Origin of the sequence: Streptococcus mitis (assembly GCF_022137125.1) — a bacterium.
GTDB lineage: Bacteria > Bacillota > Bacilli > Lactobacillales > Streptococcaceae > Streptococcus > Streptococcus mitis_CE.
This window is the reverse complement of record NZ_JAKNEQ010000004.1, coordinates 100,282-118,300: the sequence shown is the minus strand read 5'-3', so window position 1 is coordinate 118,300 and position 18,019 is coordinate 100,282. Positions and strand designations below refer to the sequence as shown.

The window sequence follows — 18,019 nt, the reverse complement described above, 5'->3', positions numbered from 1 at the left end:
ACTCCTTTTTTTTATTTTTAAACTTATAAACAATGTAATGATCTTAACTTCACGCAAGGGAAGTTTGGAAATGAGAAATGATTTTTCTCAACAAGCACTATTCTTTCACACCACCGATAGTCAAACCTTTTACAAAGTAGCGTTGGAAGAATGGATACAAAATCGCGATTGGAAGGGTTGCAACCACAACCATGGCCATACGTCCTGTTTCTTTCGGTAGAGCAACTCCCAGTTGACCAGACAGGCCGACTGCTTTGGCGATGTAGTCCATATTTTGTTGGATTTGCATGAGCAAATATTGCAATGGATACAAGTTGTCACTCTTGATATAAAGAAGGGCGTTGAACCAGTCATTCCAGAAACCAAGAGCTGTTAAGAGCGTGATGGTTGCGATACCTGGTAGTGACAATGGCAAACAGATTTGGAAGAAGATCCGGGCCTCACTAGCACCATCGATACGAGCGGATTCTAGAATAGCTTCTGGAATGGTCTTCTTGAAGAAGGAACGCATCAAGATGATGTTAAATGGTGAGAGAAGCATTGGAACAATCAAGGCCCAAACTGTATCACCAAGTTGAAGTAAACGAGTTACCACGATATAGCCCGGTACCAAACCCGCGTTAAACAACATACTAAGAAGGGCAAAAATCGTAAAGAATCTGCGATACTTAAAGGTTGTCCGTGAAATAGCGTAGGCATAAGTTGTTGTGATAAAAACGTTTGTGATAGTCCCCACCACTGTTACAAAGACTGAGATGAAGAGGGCTTGGAGGATTTTATCCTTAAACTGTGCCAAAAACTCAAAACCGTCTAATCCAAATTGAGATGGGAAGAAGCTATATCCATTTTGGAGGATACTCTTTTCATCTGTCACCGAAATAACGATAACGAATACAAAAGGTAGGATACAAGAAAGGGCAACCAAACCAGAAATGGTACTAAAGAAGATATCTGCTTTCTTACTGAAGGAGTGAATGCCGACATTATCAATTTTTTCTTTTTTAATTTTCTTTTCTGCCATATTCTCCTCCTTTCTAGAACAAGGCTGAGTTTGGATCAACTCGTCTTGCCAGTAAGTTTGATAGGATAACCAGAATCAAGCCGACAACTGATTGGTAGAGACCTGCTGCTGAAGCCATCCCGATATCCGCTGTCTGAGTCAAACCGTTATAAACATATACGTCCAAGACGTTGGTTACATTATAAAGCTGACCAGCATTGTGAGGGATTTGGTAGAAGAGACCAAAGTCTGCACGGAAGATGTTTCCGACTGCAAGGATGGTCAATACAGTTACCAATGGTGTCAACTGCGGAATGGTTACATTGCGAATTCGTTGCCATTTGCTGGCTCCGTCCACTGTCGCTGCTTCGTAGTAGGTTGGATCAATTCCCATGATTGTCGCATAGTACATGACACTGCTATATCCAAAACCTTTCCAAATACCTAGGAAAAGTAGGAGATATGGCCAGATGCCCAAGTCAGCGTAGAAATTGACTTCCTTCATTCCGATAGATTCTAGGAAATGGTTGAATACCCCTTTATCAATGTTTAGGAAGGCATCTGTAAAGAAACTGATGATAACCCAAGACAAGAAGTAAGGGAACAACATAGAAGTTTGGAAAATCTTAACCATTCTCTTAGAACGGAGTTCACTGAGGATGATAGCAATCCCTACAGATACAATCAAACCGATAAAGATAAAGCCGAGATTGTAGAGGACAGTATTTCGTGTGATAATAAAGGCATCTTTTGAACTAAACAAGAATCTGAAATTATCGAGTCCGACCCATTTACTATTCACGATACTATCTATAAATCCATTACTGGTCATGTGGTAGTCTTTAAAGGCAACCACGTTCCCAAATACTGGAATGTAGAAGAATAGAGTCAACCAGAGTGCCCCTGGCAAAACCATTAAGAGAAAGATCCAGTTGTCTCTCAAGGTTTTTGAAAACTTATTCATAATTTCCTCCCTTTTTTATTTTGATATCCATCTAAAAATTCCTTTTTAGACTTTTGATAACGATTACATTATTAGTATACTCCTATTTGAAGGTTAGGTTAAACTACTAATTATAGAAAAAACTCCACAAATTATTTTATGTGGAGTACTTTTTTAAGAAAGGGATGTTTCACGAGAAACACTCTTCATAAGACACAATGTTCTTGTTTTAGGTCGTGTAGATGGTTGAAGCTGTCGCAATAGTATGCCACTGGTTGGCTGTTGTGGCTGCGAAGTCCTTGTCTGCGTAAAAGTCAGTAAATGGCAGGATTTCCACTTCTAACTCATCGATGCGGTCAATCTGACCAGCCAGATAAGCCTCAATACGACTTTCTGCGCGTTTGATGCGTTGCAAGAGTCCGCCCATACGGATATCGACCGTATCCAAACCAAAGACCTTGTTTTCTTTCAGCCATTGGTGGCTAAAGAGGGCATGGAAGTGTTCGATTTGGCTTCTGAGTTCTGGTAATTCTTGTCTGGCGATTTCTTGTAGGCTTTCCTTATCATCCACTTGATAGGCTTGACGAATGCGTCGTCCCACATCCACTTTGCTACTTAAAATGGAATTCAACTGGGCCTGAGTTTCAAAGAGGTAGGCATAGTTGCCAGCTTTTTCTTTAATGCCAGCAAGCGTCTCAGCAGACTGAGCGAAGTGGGGCTTGTCTTGTTCAGGTGTCATGTGTCGGTCAAGGATCGGACAGAGAATATCCTGATAAAAGACATAGCGGTTGGGGTTGATGCCGCTGAGGTTGCCTGGTAGATCTGGCAAGAGGTTAGCAAGGTCAATCTGCATGAAATCCTCAACTGATAGACCTGTATTGGTCTGGAAATGAGCAGACAGTCGGTCTAGGTCATTGCGATAGCTGAGTTCTGCCCAGATTTGCAAACTTGGTAGGACAGAGAATTGGGCTGTTTCCCCACCATTATCCCCCCAACCCGTTACAATGACTTCTTTGATATCATTAGCACGACAGGCTTTGTTGGCCTCGATAGCCACTAGACGGCTGAAATGGTTGTTGGGTGTGAAACCAATCCACTTCCAAGCTCCCCCTGCAAAGGCAAGATCATGGCTAATCTTATGATGATTGCGGAAATTGCGGTTGTATTTTTCCTCACTATCCTGATAATAGTCCCAGTAAACCAAGGTTACACGATCTTTGAGACGGTCTAGGTAGACACGCGTTTCCTCTGGAATTTCCACATCACGGTCGTACTGCCCATCTACTGACATAAGTTTAAAGAACATATCGCTCCACATCTGGCAGTGGAAACCATATTTGTCAGCAATATCTAGCACGCGCTCCAAGTGTTGGCACATGAGGAGACTACGATCCACAACACCGTTCAGAATCAAGTAGCGTCCCAAACCAACCAAGTGGGCTTCGTCCATCCCAATATTGACCTTGCGAGTCTTCAGTTTAGACAGGGTGGCAAACATGCCATCAATCAGGTTATAAACCTTTTCTTCGCCAATGAGAAGAATATCCTCCACATCACGGAGCTCCTGAACTTCTTTGACACCCCATTTAACGAAGGCAGACAAGTGGGCCAAGGTCTGGATACATGGCACAAAGGTCATATCAAACTGCTTGGCATAGGCTTCGATTTCCTGCAATTCCTCAGCTGAGTAGGCTCCACGGAAATAGCCAAAGTAAGGCTGCCCTTCAATCTGGTAGGTATCTTCCATGTAGAGCTCAAAGGTTGAGTAGCCCATGAGAGCCAAGACCTCAATCATCTGCTTGGCAGAAGCCACATTCAGCACTGCATTTCGAGAACAGTCTGCCATGTAGGCTAAATCTTCATAAGCTGCTTGTTCCTCAATCTCTACCTTGTCACCTTCTGCTAGGGATGTTGCCAACAGGGACAAGGCACGATAAAGTTGGTGAGGTTTGCGGTAGGTCAATTGATAGTGACCACCCTCACCCTTGATAGAGATAGAGGCTTGATCAGACTGAGCGACAGCTACCTCTACATCTGCTAGCGAAATGTGCTTTGTCAGCAAGTCGATTGCCTGAGTTTGTTTGGAACTAAGTCCTGTAAATCTTACCATTGGTTTTCCTCCTGTAGCCAGTTGACAAGGGCTCCGTAGAGATTAGCATCTGCATGATAGGTGCAGGCTTGGATAACTGGTGCGACCGTGTATTCTTCGTAGGTATCGACAAAGTCTTCAACAGCTTCCTTGACACCTTGGATGAAATCTGGATTTTGACTGATAGAGCCTCCCAGACTAATGACATCTGGGTCAATGAGATACTGAATATTGAGCAAGCCTTGCGCCAGATTACGATTCATGCGCTCAATGGCTTCTTGACAAAGGGCATTTCCTGCTTCGGCCTCTTGGTAAATCTTGCGACCGTCCCAATCAGTCTGACCAAACTTTTCAATCACGTATCGTACCATATTCCCAGTTGACGCTAGTTGCGACCAGTTGTTGAGTTTTTCAGCAGGGGCAAGGGTTGTCATGTAGCCAAATTCTCCACCCAAGCCGTGGCGACCTCGGTGAAGTCTGCCATTGATAATCATGGCTCCGCCAATCCCTGTCCCAATCACGACACAGGCTGCATTTTCAAGCTCTGGATGAGCTAGCAGTTCACTAAGTCCAACACAGTTGGCATCATTCTCTAGATGTACAGGCAGATGATGATGGGCAAGGGCTTCATACCAAGAAAAGCCGTGGATATAAGGGACAGCACTGAAGCCATCAATCACACCTGTTTCTTGATTGACCGCACCTGGAACGCTCATAGCAATCCCGCTGTAATCCTGTTCTGACAATCGCTGGTCTAGCCAAGCTAGTAAATCTTCCAAACTTTCTGGCGTTGGAATGCTTGTCTTATCCAGTATTTTCCCATCAGGAGTCAGACTGGCAAACTTAATTCCAGTCCCTCCGATATCAATCGTTGCAATGGTCATTGTTTTTACCATAAAAAGGGGCGAATCAGCAGTTAGTCCTTACTTTTTCGCCCCTCCTTTCTTTTTATGTTTACTTTTTGAAATTAAATTTCTTCTTTTTTGAGGAATTCTGTACGAATCTCTTGTGGTGAAATGAGTCCTCTATGAACTGGGTATGGTCGTTCAAGTAGGTCAAGGAAGAGATGTTGACTTTCCGGTACACGTACATTTTCACTACACATATTGTAGTAACGAAGAACATAGCCTTCTTCATTTTCAGCTACCTTAAAGGCTGTTGGACAGATTTGTGGTATGCTGAGAACAGAATGGCTCAAGAGGCTACCAGTCGCAGCCACGCTTCCTTCCTGTCTAGCAAGCTGAAGGCTGGTAAATGGTGTCTGCAAGGCCTTAGCACGACGGAAAGCTGAGAAGCGTTCTTGGGCTTGGTGGCATTCAAGCGCAAACTCAACTTCAAACTCACGCAAGCATTGAGCTTCTGGTGTTGGGAAGTAACCCCAGTCACCTAGCTCACCTGATGCACGCAAAATAGTCACTGCAATGGTGTCGTCTCCAAGGATTTCGTATTCATTTAATCCCTTGTTGGATACAGTCACCCCTTTTTCATCGTCATACAGACTGACAAAGGCTTGTTGGTGTTGAGGATTTTCAGGATTTTCCCATGAAGCTGCTGGTTTGTTTGGTCGTGTAACCACCTCATAGATACTTTCAGAATCATTGCTTGGACGCGTGTTATGAGTCTTGACCAAGAGACGGATACGGTGGTCTTTGGCAGTGTTAGTAAAGCGAGTCTTGCAACGGATTTGTGGATTATCAACGAAGATAGTCATCTCAGTTTCAAGAGGAATGCTTGTCAATTCTTCTGAACGTCCAGCTTCACGCTTCATAAACTCGATGATGCCTTTTTGTTCCGCATCTAGTTTTTCATCCGCACTGACAGGCACGGTCAATTCATGTTTGAGCAAAATCTTAGCATAGCGAGCTGTGTTTTCCAAGACCTCGTAGCCCTTAAGCTCTGCATAGATTGGCTCTGTTCCTTTTGGTTGGAAATAGATATACTCGTTTCCGATGTCACCACGGTCTTCGAAGCGGATAAAATCTTCATAGGCTTCGTGAGTTGTCTTGTCATAGACTGTGATATTGTCATCCACACTCACCGTTACAAATGGCGTATCAATCACTCCGTTTTGGTAAATACCGTCGCGGTGTTCTTGTTCTCCTTCCAGCAATTGGAAAGTTGTCCAAGAAAGTGGCGCTAGGTGAACTGGAATGGTCACGCGCACTTGTCGAGCGATACGAGCTTGGCGGAACTTATCTTTTGGTAAATCGTACTCAAAATTAGTTCCGAGATCTTCGATTTTAGCCTCTACAAGACGCCCATCCAAGTCCTCCACACGGTAGCTTGGCAAGATAAGAGCAGCCATCTTCTTGTAACCTTCTGTTGGGTGCAATTCCTTAAAATCACAAGTCGCAACATCAATCACTGTGCTGACAGTATCGACCTTATCATGCAAACCTGTGTTAATGACAGTAAAGAGATAATCACTTTGAGCCTTAGACGTAGCGATTTTACCCTTCCATTCGTTAAGAAGATTGCTCTTAACAAAGTTTCCGACTTGATTGACCTTGGCAAAACGTGTCTCCATCTCACGGTGAACTTCGTCCACGCTACAGCCACAGATACTATCATGCGGCGCATTTTGCAAAAGTGTTTTCCAAGCATAGGTCAACTGATCCTTGTGATTGTGGCCCCCAGTGATAATCGTCAAGGGTTCTACAACTTGCTCTAGGAGGTTGCTATTTTCTTGGAAGGCTTGTTTGAGATAAATGCGAGATGAAGAAGTGTTGGCAAGTGTGTACCAGCCGTCTGTTTCCTGACTGGTCAACTCACCTGTAACTGTTGATAATTGCTCTGGTAGGGCACTTCCCACGGCTTGGACATACTCATCAAAAGAACTATGAACAAAGGTTACATCTGGGAAGAGTTCATTTGCCACACGAATGGCTTCACTCAAATTTTTCTGGACAGGCTGATGGTCACAGCCGTTCATCATCAACCACTGATTGGTCGAAGCATAGTCACGTACGTCTGCCAGTTTTTGTTTCCAGAAGGTCAAGGCCTCGTCTTTATCAACTGGAATTTCATTCCCATTACTGTACCAGTTGGCAAAGAGGATCCCGAGGACACGACTTCCGTCCGCACCCTGCCAGTACATTTCTGAAAACTGAGAAGTAAACTGCTCATCTTCGAGGACTTGGTTATCAAATCCAATCGGCTTCACACCACGACCAAAAGCGGCCACGTGAATGCCTGATTTTTGAAGGATTTGAGGCGCTTGCCCCATATTTCCAAAGGTATCTGGGAAGTAACCAATCTGAGTAGATTTGCCCCATTTTTCACATTCTGCTTGACCAATCAATGTATTGCGGACATTGGCTTCACTTGAAATCAAGTAATCATCCTGCAAGATGTAAAAAGGACCAATTTTAAGTTTGCCTTGGTCGATGTATCGTTGGACTTTGTCGCGATTTTCAGGGCGAATCTCCAAGTAGTCATCAAGGACAATAGTTTGACCATCCAAGTGGAAGCTCTTGAACTCAGGGTCATTTTCAAAGAGATCAAAGAGATTGTCAAATAATTCCACCAACTGCATACGGTGGCTTTCAAAAGGCAAGTACCACTCACGATCCCAGTGACTATGTGAGATAATATGTACGACAACATTTTCCATGAAGTAAAACCTCATTCTAAATTTAAATTTTTATTGTTAACGTTTTTGGATGTAAATTTATGATTCTTTCCAAGAATCAGTTGCGCTAAAGCATGTTCCTTAGCGGATATCCAAGTAATCCAAGACCAATTCACAGAACATCATGTTAGCCCAAGAGAACCATTCACGAGAGTAGAGAGTTGGGTCGTCCACGTGGAAGCTTTCGTGCATGACACCTGTACCACCATCGCAAGCAACCAGCTGATCCAACAAGAATTTCTTCTCTGCCTTATCTCTTGTTGTCAAACCTTGGATAGAAAGGGCGATTGGCCAGATATAGCGATAGAAGGTATGAGAACTTCCGAGACCGCTAGCGTATTCTCCCTGATAGAAGTAAGGATTTTCTGGACTCAGAATGGTACGGCGAGTTGCTTGGTAAACTTCATCATCGACTGAACAGTAGCCCAGATAAGGCGCAGCCAACAAACTTGGTACATTTGGATCATCCATAATGCTAGCATTTCCCAAACCGTCTACTTCAAAGGCATAAATCTTTTCGCCCTTGCTGTTGCTTGTGTAGGCGTAATTTTCGATTCCTTCTTGGATTTCAGACTGGAGGCGCTTGGCATCAGCAATAATTCTCTGGCTATCAGCTAGGTTTAATGCTGCAAAGATTTCTTGCACATAACCCAAGACTACTACAACAAACATATTTGACGGAATCAAGTAACTATACTGACAACAGTCATCACTCGGACGAAAGGCTGACCAAGTCATACCTGTCACTGCAAAGTCAGGGCCAAATCCATCATTTACCAAGGTGTCTTCCTTACGGTCCGTATCTCGGACAAAACGATAAGGAGAGTTCTTGTGGTCTTGTTCCACTGTCCACAGATGGAGAATTTCCTTAGTCGCTGCGACAAAAGTCTCATCAAACTGGCTAGTCTCGCCAGTCTCTTTCCATAGGAGATAAGCCAACTGCAAAGGATAGCAAAGCGAGTCCACCTCGTACTTGCGTTCCCAAATCCAGCCATTAAGGTCTGTATGGTCGGTCTCGTGGTGCCCCTTCCAGTTTTCCTCAATATTAAAGGAATTGGCATAAGGATCCTTGAGTACCAAGGTCATCTGACGCTTGACCAAACCTGCAATGGTCTGACGCAGGAGGGCATCTCTTTTAGCCACATGCAGGTAGGGTCTTAGTTGAGCTGTCGAATCTCGAAGCCACATAGCAGGAATATCACCAGTGAGTACAAAGGTTGAACCATCTTCTAGGATTGCAACCGTATTGTCCAAGGTGTCTGTATAGCAACGCTCGAAAACATCCACCCACTCTGGATGGTCCTTAGCCCGCTCTGCCACTTCATCTAGCCATTCTCGAACAATTTCTTTTGAATAAATCATCGTGCAGTGTCCTCTTTCAAACAAGTTTCATTTTCAGTATATAGCTTTTGAGACAGAAAATACATACACAAATGATAGTCATTTTTCTACAAAATAGTTATCTTTGAAGCTCCTTTTCTAAAGGCCCTCTTTTTCTGATATAATGTAGAAAAACAGCTAAAGGAAAGACTATGAAACTACTACTTGAAACCATCGATACCCGCTTTGGAACTGCCAGCAAGCATGCCTTCTCTCGGGGAAATACCCTGCCATACACAGGCGTGCCTTTTGGGATGAATTACTTTGTACCCCAGACCAGTGACCAGGAGGGCTCTTGGTTTTTCGATCCGCATCTGCCTATCTTTCAGGGGATTCGATTAACCCACCAGCCCAGCCCTTGGATTGGCGACTACTCTTGGCTCCTTCTGACACCTGTCACAGGCCAACTGGGTGGAGACAGCCTCTTCCATCGCCAGTCTTCCTATGATATGGATAAGGCCTCTTTCCAACCTCATTATCTGAAAATTTTCTCCCTGCGCTATCAGATTGAAAGCCAGCTTACACCGACTTGCTACGGTGCTTCTATTCGTTTGGAACAAAAGCAAGGCAAAGCCCTCTCCCTCTATCTTCACGCAGCAGATGAACTGACAGTGGAGCAAGTAGATGAGCGGACTCTTACCCTACGACAAGAAGGTAAAACTGAAACCAACAAAAATCCACTGATACTGTTCACATCCCTGAAAATGAATACGGATATCCTTGCTATCAGCCAAGAAGGCGAAGACTGGCTAATTGACTTAGCAAGTAGCCATGCTGAAATTCAGCTAGCGACTTCTTTCATCTCTCACTCTCAGGCTCTGCTTAATCTACCTCAAAAAGATTTTGATAACTGTAAAGCAAATGCACAAGCGGACTGGGAAAATCTCCTCCATCGTTTTGATGTTATAAAGACAGGAGAGGCTGACCGGACCTTCTTTGATCACTGTCTCTACAGACTCTTCCTCTTTCCTCAGACTTTTTATGAGGTTGATGAATCAGGACAAGCCATCCACATAGATTTGGCTACTGGAACTGTCAAGCCTGGTGTCCTCTTCAGCAACAATGGTTTCTGGGATACCTTCCGCACCACCTTCCCCCTCTTTGCTCTTATCATACCAGAACACTACCACCGCTTCTTAGAAGGATTTCTCAATAACTACCGCGATACTGGTTTCCTTCCAAAATGGCTGGCTCCAGATGAACGTGGCATGATGCCAGGTACCCTGCTAGATGGCATTATCGCAGATAGCGCCTGCAAGGACATGGCCCCCGACCTAGAAGAAGAACTCCTCCAAGCCATGCTTGAAACAGCCACCAAGTCCGACCCTCTCGGCATCAATGGTCGTCACGGATTAGCCCAATACCAAGAACTAGGCTACCTCTCTACCGACCACCACGAAAGCGTCAGCCACACCCTAGACTATGCCTATAGTGACTTTTGTATCTCTAGCTGTGCTGAAAAACTAGGGAAAATAGAAATCGCTGAAACCTACAAGGCCGCATCACAAAATTACCGCCATCTATTTGACGCTGAGACAGGTTACATGCGAGCGCGTGATGGTCAAGGCAACTTCCGTCCTGATTTCTCTCCTTATAGTTGGGGACGTGATTATGCCGAATGTTCAGCCATCCAAGCAACTTTAGGCGTCCTCCACGATATCCCAGGCTTGATCCAGCTTATGGGTGGAAAAGAAGCCTTTAGCAACTATCTTTTAAAAGCCTGTCAGGAGGCTCCCCTCTTTGAGACAACAGGCTATGGCTACGAGATTCACGAAATGAGCGAGATGGCTACTGCTCCTTTTGGACAACTCGCCATTTCCAACCAGCCAAGCTTTCACATTCCTTATCTCTTCCGTTACTGCGATTACCCTGACTACACTGCTCTTCTCATCAAGACGCTCCGTCAGAAAGCTTTTCACCCAAGTTGGGAAGCCTATCCTGGCGATGAAGACAATGGCAGTCTCTCAGCCTGGTACATCTGGTCAACTCTCGGTTTTTATCCGACCTGTCCAGGAAAACCAAGCTATGACCTCGGAATCCCTCTCTTTGACCACCTCCGAGTCTACCTTGCCAAAGAAGATAAATGGCTAGATATTCATGCTGAGCAAAACCACAGCCATTTTAACTTTGTAAAAGAATGCCGACTGGACACAACTCTAGTATCAACTATTCAACACCAAGATCTCCTAAAAGCTGAACAACTAACCTTCACCCTCAGCTGGTTACCAAGTCACTAGCTAGTAGACAAAAGAACCTTTGTATCGTGCAAAGGTTCTTTTATTTTATGAAACTTGTACTTGAGCTTGATCAACCAGCTGTCCATCAACAGTCAGATTCAGATAGAAATCCAAGGTCTTGTCGGCAGCAAAATACAGGGTTGGTATGGTCAGGTCTTTTTTGCTTTCCCCAGCTTGGAATTGAAGGACTTGAATTTCGTCCTGATAGGCGACACCATGGACACCTGTCCCCGGTTGGATCGAAATCTTAGTCTCTAAAGGAGTACTACTTTCGCTACGTTCAATCCTAAAATGAAGAGTCTCTCCCTTTGTCACAGCTAGACTTTTTTCTACAAATGCTAGCCCCTGAACAACTTCTGTTTTTGATAAGCTAGGAGTTTTATAGAGTGAAATCTTTGTCAATACAGGTAAATCCTGTGACTCTGTAATCATCACGCGCACCTTCTGTGCCTCTACTAGCGAACCTCGCAAGAGGCGCTTATAACCAACTGTAAAGCCTGTACCAAATTCTTGCCAGACACCGTCCACCTCTACTTGCACATAAAAACCAGCAATTCGTTGCCCTAGCTTCAAATCCTCTCTTAACTCAATTACATCAAAAGTTTTAGGTGACCCTAAGTCGAGTTCTAACTGGATTGGCAAGCCTGCATCGCTTGCCCAAGAGCTGGTCTTAAGGCCATCTGTCAAATAGTGACAGGCAAAGTCTGCGGAAAGAGCAGAACCAGATACCTTAGCTCCCAGAGCCAAATCTTCTTTATAGAGCTCATTGCGATAGGCCGCAAATTCATAGAGGCGTTCAATATCCTTTGCATCAAATAGCCCAGCTTGATTCGGCGGAATATTAAGTAGGAGCGGGGTTCCTCTCCCCACTGAGTGAAAATAGATTTCGACCAACTCCTCAAGAGACTTAGAATCCTGGTCCTCATGGTAAAACCAACCTGGCCGGATGGAAACATCTGCCTCTCCGATTGAAAAAATCGTACCTGAGGGATCTCCATGCTGAAGATAGTCCAGCTCTGCTTCTGTTCCTAGTTTGTCAGAATTCACCTTTTGCCACAGTGGATCACCTGCATACCCTCGTTCATTGCCAATCCAGCGGATACTGGTGCCTTCTGTTGAAAAAATCAAGCAATCTCCCTGTAGCTCACGAATGGTTTCAAACCATTTCTCAAATTCATAATTGACCTTTTGAGCGCCCTCTCCTCTAGCACCATCCATCCATACCTCTGCAAATTTCCCTTCATTTCCATAGGCAGGATTTGATAAAATCTCCTTTAGCTGAGCCAGATAATAGGCATTATAGTCCGCTTCTCGCTCCACATGATAGAGAGGACTGTGGGCATCCCAAGGCGATAGGTAGACCCCCATATCCATATCAAACTCCGTGGCAGCTTGGGATACTTCAAGGAGCAAGTCCCCCTCTCCATTCCTCCAAGGACTGGCCTTGACCGAATAATCTGTGTGAGCCGTCGGATAAAGGACAAAGCCGTCATGGTGCTTGACCACCAAAATCAACTTTTTAAAGCCCGTTTCCTTGAGCACGCGAACCCACTCACGCGCATCTAACCTTGTCGGATTAAAGCGTTCAGGATCTTCCTGACCTGTCCCCCATTCCTGATCATAAAAGGTATTTGGGCCAAAATGGATAAAGGCTGCTAGTTCATCCTCTAAATAAGCTAGCTGGGTCTGACTAGGCAAGGGCCCATGCGGTTTTATTTCTCTTACCATATTACTTCCTATCTACATTTTTCTTTACTTTTTTGGCATGTACTTGCAATTCTGTTAAGGCTAGGGGACTAGTCAAGCCTTCAAATCGAAGCCGAAGGGCATAGGTTTCCACCTTGTCAAATTCAAAACGAAGCTCCTCATCCTTGTCGCTTGACACTTTTCGGATAGCTGATACAGGGCGCCAATTCTGCTCTTGCTTGAGCAGGGAATCCTTATCCAAATGGTTGGGAGTCCGAAGCAGGCTAGGCTCATTCCCTATGTAATAATCAATAAAGCTTGGCTCCACCGCCACATAGTCTTGATTTTCAACATAATACACGGTCAGGTTATCCACAAATCGCGGTTTTAAAATCCCTGCATCTCCAAACAGAATACCGACGCTAGCCTGCTCTGACTTGGTAATCCAAGTATTGGCTGTCGATTTCTTCCTAGCAATAACCTTGTCATTGAGGTAAGAGGCTGGATGATTCGGTTCTGAGTGGGAAGCAAAGACCAGAGGCAGGTTAGATCCTGTCCACTGATTGGAAATAACTTCCCCATCTACACTGGCATCTGTCACATGAATGGTGACTGTTGCTGGCAACTCACAGCCCGCTACTTGCCCTGTGAGCACATATTTTCCTACCTGAGCATAGACTTGAGGATTGAGTTCATCCCAAGTCACCTTGGTCGTATCTCGTCTGCCATCTGATAAGACTAGCTTGACTCGGTCTGGTAAATGTGGGGCTTCCTTAACAAGCGTCCAAACCCTTTCAGGCTCAATAGCGCAAATCCCTTGGACACAAACCTGAGCAGAAGCCTTTAAATCCAGCCCTTCCAGCTGACCAGATACCGTAAATTCATGAAAGCTTGCTATATCTTCTTCGGAGATCGTCTCCCAAACAACCTTGACTCGTTTTGCACCGCCAAACTCATAGTCCACCAAAACTGAAGATGGAAGCTGTGGATAAGTTCCCTTATTTGTATACAAGCGAAGTGGTCGTACAGAAACTGCTTGCCTTAGTGAGGTATTTTCTGCCACCTGCAAATGAGTTTGATAGGCCTTCCCTTGATAAAAGGCGCGAATAGCCAAGTCCCCTGCAGACAAGCAATGAAGCACTCCCTGCTTGATAATGGCGTGGGCACTGCCACTCATCTCCCAAATCACTTCACTATTCCCCACCTTGTTCACAGGGTTATCCACAGTTTGTGGATAAAGTCCAATAGATGGGGAAGATCCTTCTTGTAATCCTGCCTGCTTGTCCACTCGAATCTCAAACAAGCGCTGATTTTTTACTGGCTTGCAATCAAAAGCCTCTCCCACTAAGATATCAAAACTTGCTGGCTCTAGCCCTCTGGCACTGGCCTTTACTCTGACTAGACCCACCTGCTCCAAGCTCTGAACTAAGAGGACACCTCTGCCATGAAAGGCTTTCCGCTTAAACTGACCATTTTTCTGGGCTTGATAACGTTCACGACTGGCCTGCCTGCCATTATCCACTCCTACAATACGAGCAGGGCCTTCAATTTCAAAATGAAGCTGATTGGAAGCACTCAGCACCCAATTTCCAGCTTGGTCCAATACATCAAAATAGAGATAAAGGAGGTCTTGCCCATCTGGCTCCAGTTGTGATTTATCGGCATGTAACCCGATTTTGGCTGGCTTACCTGCAGTCACCACCCTATCTTCTGCCACAAGCTGACCTTGACTGTCATAGGCCACAGCACGCAATTCTCCCGGTTGATAGGGCAAACGCCATTCAAGATAGAGCTGGGCATAACCTTGTCCCTCTTGGTATTTTCTACCATCTGAAGTCCATTTTTCCTGAAAATTCTTTCTGCCTTGGGATTTTCCATTGAGAAATAGCTCTACTGAACCAGCATTTGAATACACTCGAACAGGGATATCCCCATACTTATCCACAACTTGTTGATAACTCTTGTGGATTTCCCAATTCCAGTGGGGCAGGATATGAACCATAGGCTGCTGATCTAGGTCCACCCACTGACTTTGATAGAGATAATAGTCATTTTTAGGAATCCCTGCTGTGTCCACAATCCCAAAATAGGAACTCTTTACAGGCGTGTCATTTTGGTTGTGCCAAGGAGTCGGCTCACCGATATAGTCCACTCCTGTCCAGATAAACTGACCCGCATAGTCTAGCCGATTTCTATCTGCTATCCAAGAAGCCGTCGCCGTCTTCCCCCAAGGAACTCGATCATTGCCATAGTCTGACTGTTCAAAATTCCGCACGCGGCGATTATCCCCAACCCATTCCTTATCTGGTCGAAAATAGCTGTCACGCGTCCTTGTAGCCGATGAGGTTTCAGATCCGTAAAGTCGCCACTTGGGATGTCTTTTGCGAATCCCATCAATATTATCTTCCGAGTAATTTAAGCCCACCACATCCAGCAAATCAGCAATCTTTTCATGACCTCCAGAACCATCGCCAAAGCGGAATTGATCCATTCCCATGGTCACAAAACGGCTATCATCAACTTCCTTAACCCTTTCTAGCAAGCGTTTGATAGTCTTCAATGAATGAGCATCGCCATTTGCTTCGCTGACTTCATTTCCCAAGGACCACATAATGATCGCTGGGTTGTTCTTGCCACGCTCAATCATGATTCGCAAATCATAGTCTGACCAGAAATCGCCAGCTTTCGCTTCTGGATGAGTCGCTTCTTCCTCAAAAAAGCGACCATAGTCATATTCTTTCTTGCCTCCATACCAGGTGTCAAAGGCTTCCTCTTGAATAAGTAGCCCCATTTTAGCAGCCACATCCAGCAAGATGCTACTGGCTGGATTATGGGTGATTCGAATAGCATTGACCCCCATTTCCTTCATCTGGCGCAAGCGTCTCTCGGCAGCTGACCTGTTTTCCACAGTTCCCAGTGCTCCATAGTCATGGTGGAGACAAACCCCATGAATCTTCAACCAGCGACCATTGAGAAAGAAGCCCTTATCCGCTTGCCAATCCATATAACGGTAACCAAAAGTCTCCTCTTCTTCATCAACCAAAATGCCATTTTTGTAGAGGCGAGTCTTCAATTGATAGAGACGAGGGTGGTCAATATCCCAAAGCAAGGGGTGAAAAATTGATATGGCTTGTTTGAAAGAATATTTGTCCCCAGACTCAATTACTAGAGAGTCTGTCGCCTGCCAGTCTGAAACCTGTTGTCCATCATACCAGATACTCTGCTCCAAATACACCGACACGGACTGAGGTCCATCATTTGAAACCTTACTTGTAAGCTGAGTTTCCACCCATCCATCTCTTTGTTCCTTTAGCTTGGGACTTTCTATCTTAATCCCATATAAATCCAGATGCACCGAATCTGTAATCAACAATCTCACTTCTCGGTAAATACCGCTACCAGAATACCAACGACTGCTAGGTTGCTGATTTTCCACAAAAACCGCAAGCTGGTTGGCCGTCCCATCATTTCTTAGATAAGGCGTGATATCATAAGAAAAAGGTGTGTAGCCATTTGGATAATAACCCAGCACTTGCCCGTTGATATAAACTTGGGCATTCATGTAAACTCCATCAAACAACAAACGCACCGATACAAGACTGACATCTTCTTCCAAGTAAAACTGCGTCCGGTACCAAGCCTGACCCCCATTTAGCTGACCACCCTCATTTTGCGCTGGCGAATACTGGTCAAAATCATTGTAAATACTCCAGTCGTGTGGCACTTGAATAGCCTGCCAATTTTCCCTCTGAAAATCTGGTGCCAAGGCATCTTCTTTCCCCACTTCCTGGCTAAAAAACCAGTGATTTCGTAAAACTTCTTCTCTTCTCATACAAGCATTCCTCTTTAAACGACTCGATTTACTTGACTATAGCACAAAACAAAAGCGCTTTCAACACTTCCTCCATCACTCCCTAAATACTCAGAAAAGATTCTATAATTTGTAGAGGAGAATTTTAGTTCCCAAGCCCACGATCGTAAAACAAAAAGAGCCTGAAACCAAGCTCTTTAGTCTATTATTTCTTCTCAGCGCGAAGGGCTGACAAGATTTGTGTACGGATATCATCCACACCATTTGGCGTATTTGGTAAAAAGATAGTTTGGTTTCCTTTAGAGGCAAAGGTATTCAAGGTATCCAAATACTGGTTGGTCAAAAGAATGGACATGATTTGCTCTTCTGTCATACCAACATTGGCTTCCTTGAGTTCGGTGATAGACTCTGCCAATCCATCCACAATCGCCTTACGTTGTTGGGCAATCCCCACACCATGAAGACGGTCTTTTTCTGCTTCTGCTTCAGCTGCAGTGACGATTTTAATCTTGTCTGCTTCCGCCAATTCTTGCGCTGCGACCCGCTTACGTTGCGCCGCATTGATTTCATTCATGGATTGCTTGACTTCTGCATCTGGTTCAACCTTGGTTATCAAGGTTTTCACGATAATATAACCATAAGTAGTCATTTCTTCTGCTACTTGGTGTTGGACTTCAAGGGCAATCTCATCTTTTTTCTCAAACAATTCATCCAAGGTTAATTTTGGAACAGAAGAGCGAAGAGCGTCTTCGATATAAGATTTAATCTGAGATTCTGGACGCATGAGTTTATAGTAGGCATCTGTCACGCTCTGCTCATTGACACGGTACTGAGTCGCTACATTCATCATAACGAACACATTGTCCTTGGTCTTAGTCTCAACCACAATATCGCTTTGCAACAAGCGCAACTGAATCCGCGCTGCAATCGAGTCAATCCCAAAAGGCAAGCGAATATGAATACCGCTATTGGCAACCTTTTGGTATTTCCCAAAGCGTTCAATAATCGCCACCGACTGCTGACGAACCACATAAACTGTACTCAGTGTGACTATCACCAATAGGAGCACACAAACCACCACAAAAATCATCAAAAATGTTGCCATTATCGTGACCTCCATCATTATTTTCCTGTATTATAGCACATTTAAAGAAGGCTGTGCAGTTTTTACTGCGATTTTTAAAAATAAAATGTTAACCATCTATTTTGTAACTAAAAAGGATAGCCTCATACAAAGCTATC

10 protein-coding genes are annotated in these 18,019 nt (G+C 44.5%); 1 reads left to right on the top strand and 9 read right to left on the bottom strand.

What is annotated here, in order from left to right; all coding sequences use genetic code 11:
* Positions 1-97: 97 nt before the first annotated feature.
* The 6 genes from L0P31_RS05175 to L0P31_RS05150 form a co-directional block, all read right to left on the bottom strand.
* Positions 98-1,021, bottom strand: a complete 924-nt coding sequence (locus L0P31_RS05175) for a carbohydrate ABC transporter permease (RefSeq protein WP_000818353.1) — start codon at positions 1,019-1,021, stop codon at positions 98-100.
* A 13-nt stretch (positions 1,022-1,034) separates the two neighbouring features.
* Positions 1,035-1,964, bottom strand: a complete 930-nt coding sequence (locus L0P31_RS05170) for an ABC transporter permease (RefSeq protein ID WP_049515574.1) — start codon at positions 1,962-1,964, stop codon at positions 1,035-1,037.
* Between the two features lie 208 nt (positions 1,965-2,172).
* On the bottom strand, positions 2,173-4,053 hold the full coding sequence (locus tag L0P31_RS05165) for a beta-N-acetylhexosaminidase (protein WP_238096075.1): 1,881 nt from the start codon (positions 4,051-4,053) through the stop codon (positions 2,173-2,175).
* On the bottom strand, positions 4,047-4,916 hold the full coding sequence (locus tag L0P31_RS05160; RefSeq protein WP_238096105.1) for an ROK family protein: 870 nt from the start codon (positions 4,914-4,916) through the stop codon (positions 4,047-4,049). The genes L0P31_RS05165 and L0P31_RS05160 overlap by 7 nt, the downstream gene beginning before the upstream one ends.
* 83 nt (positions 4,917-4,999) lie before the next feature.
* Entirely contained in the window at positions 5,000-7,645 is a 2,646-nt protein-coding gene (locus L0P31_RS05155; RefSeq protein ID WP_238096073.1) for an alpha-mannosidase, read from the bottom strand.
* A gap of 99 nt (positions 7,646-7,744) precedes the next feature.
* Positions 7,745-9,025, bottom strand: a complete 1,281-nt coding sequence (locus L0P31_RS05150; protein ID WP_238096071.1) for a glycoside hydrolase family 125 protein — start codon at positions 9,023-9,025, stop codon at positions 7,745-7,747.
* Positions 9,026-9,195: 170 nt separating this feature from the next.
* Between L0P31_RS05150 and L0P31_RS05145 the strand changes: the two genes are divergently transcribed.
* The gene (locus L0P31_RS05145) at positions 9,196-11,280 is read left to right on the top strand and encodes a GH92 family glycosyl hydrolase (protein ID WP_238096069.1); all 2,085 of its coding nucleotides are present in this window, start codon (positions 9,196-9,198) and stop codon (positions 11,278-11,280) included.
* A 45-nt stretch (positions 11,281-11,325) separates the two neighbouring features.
* On the opposite strand, the gene L0P31_RS05140 is transcribed toward L0P31_RS05145, so the two are convergent.
* The 3 genes from L0P31_RS05140 to L0P31_RS05130 form a co-directional block, all read right to left on the bottom strand.
* Positions 11,326-13,008, bottom strand: a complete 1,683-nt coding sequence (locus L0P31_RS05140) for an alpha-L-fucosidase (RefSeq protein ID WP_238096067.1) — start codon at positions 13,006-13,008, stop codon at positions 11,326-11,328.
* 1 nt (position 13,009) lies between these two features.
* On the bottom strand, positions 13,010-16,798 hold the full coding sequence (locus L0P31_RS05135; RefSeq protein WP_238096065.1) for a glycoside hydrolase family 2 TIM barrel-domain containing protein: 3,789 nt from the start codon (positions 16,796-16,798) through the stop codon (positions 13,010-13,012).
* A 184-nt stretch (positions 16,799-16,982) separates the two neighbouring features.
* On the bottom strand, positions 16,983-17,867 hold the full coding sequence (locus tag L0P31_RS05130; RefSeq protein ID WP_004235732.1) for an SPFH domain-containing protein: 885 nt from the start codon (positions 17,865-17,867) through the stop codon (positions 16,983-16,985).
* Between the last annotated feature and the right edge of the window lie 152 nt (positions 17,868-18,019).

Excerpts from the sequence above, each read along its gene's own strand:
- L0P31_RS05150 (WP_238096071.1), bottom strand. The coding sequence starts at position 9,025 with ATGATTTATTCAAAAGAAATTGTTCGAGAATGGCTAGATGAAGTGGCA.
- L0P31_RS05135 (WP_238096065.1), bottom strand. The coding sequence starts at position 16,798 with ATGAGAAGAGAAGAAGTTTTACGAAATCACTGGTTTTTTAGCCAGGAA.
- L0P31_RS05130 (WP_004235732.1), bottom strand. The coding sequence starts at position 17,867 with ATGATTTTTGTGGTGGTTTGTGTGCTCCTATTGGTGATAGTCACACTG.
- L0P31_RS05145 (WP_238096069.1), top strand. The coding sequence starts at position 9,196 with ATGAAACTACTACTTGAAACCATCGATACCCGCTTTGGAACTGCCAGC.
- L0P31_RS05140 (WP_238096067.1), bottom strand. The coding sequence starts at position 13,008 with ATGGTAAGAGAAATAAAACCGCATGGGCCCTTGCCTAGTCAGACCCAG.
- L0P31_RS05165 (WP_238096075.1), bottom strand. The coding sequence starts at position 4,053 with ATGGTAAGATTTACAGGACTTAGTTCCAAACAAACTCAGGCAATCGAC.
- L0P31_RS05170 (WP_049515574.1), bottom strand. The coding sequence starts at position 1,964 with ATGAATAAGTTTTCAAAAACCTTGAGAGACAACTGGATCTTTCTCTTA.
- L0P31_RS05175 (WP_000818353.1), bottom strand. The coding sequence starts at position 1,021 with ATGGCAGAAAAGAAAATTAAAAAAGAAAAAATTGATAATGTCGGCATT.
- L0P31_RS05160 (WP_238096105.1), bottom strand. The coding sequence starts at position 4,916 with ATGACCATTGCAACGATTGATATCGGAGGGACTGGAATTAAGTTTGCC.
- L0P31_RS05155 (WP_238096073.1), bottom strand. The coding sequence starts at position 7,645 with ATGGAAAATGTTGTCGTACATATTATCTCACATAGTCACTGGGATCGT.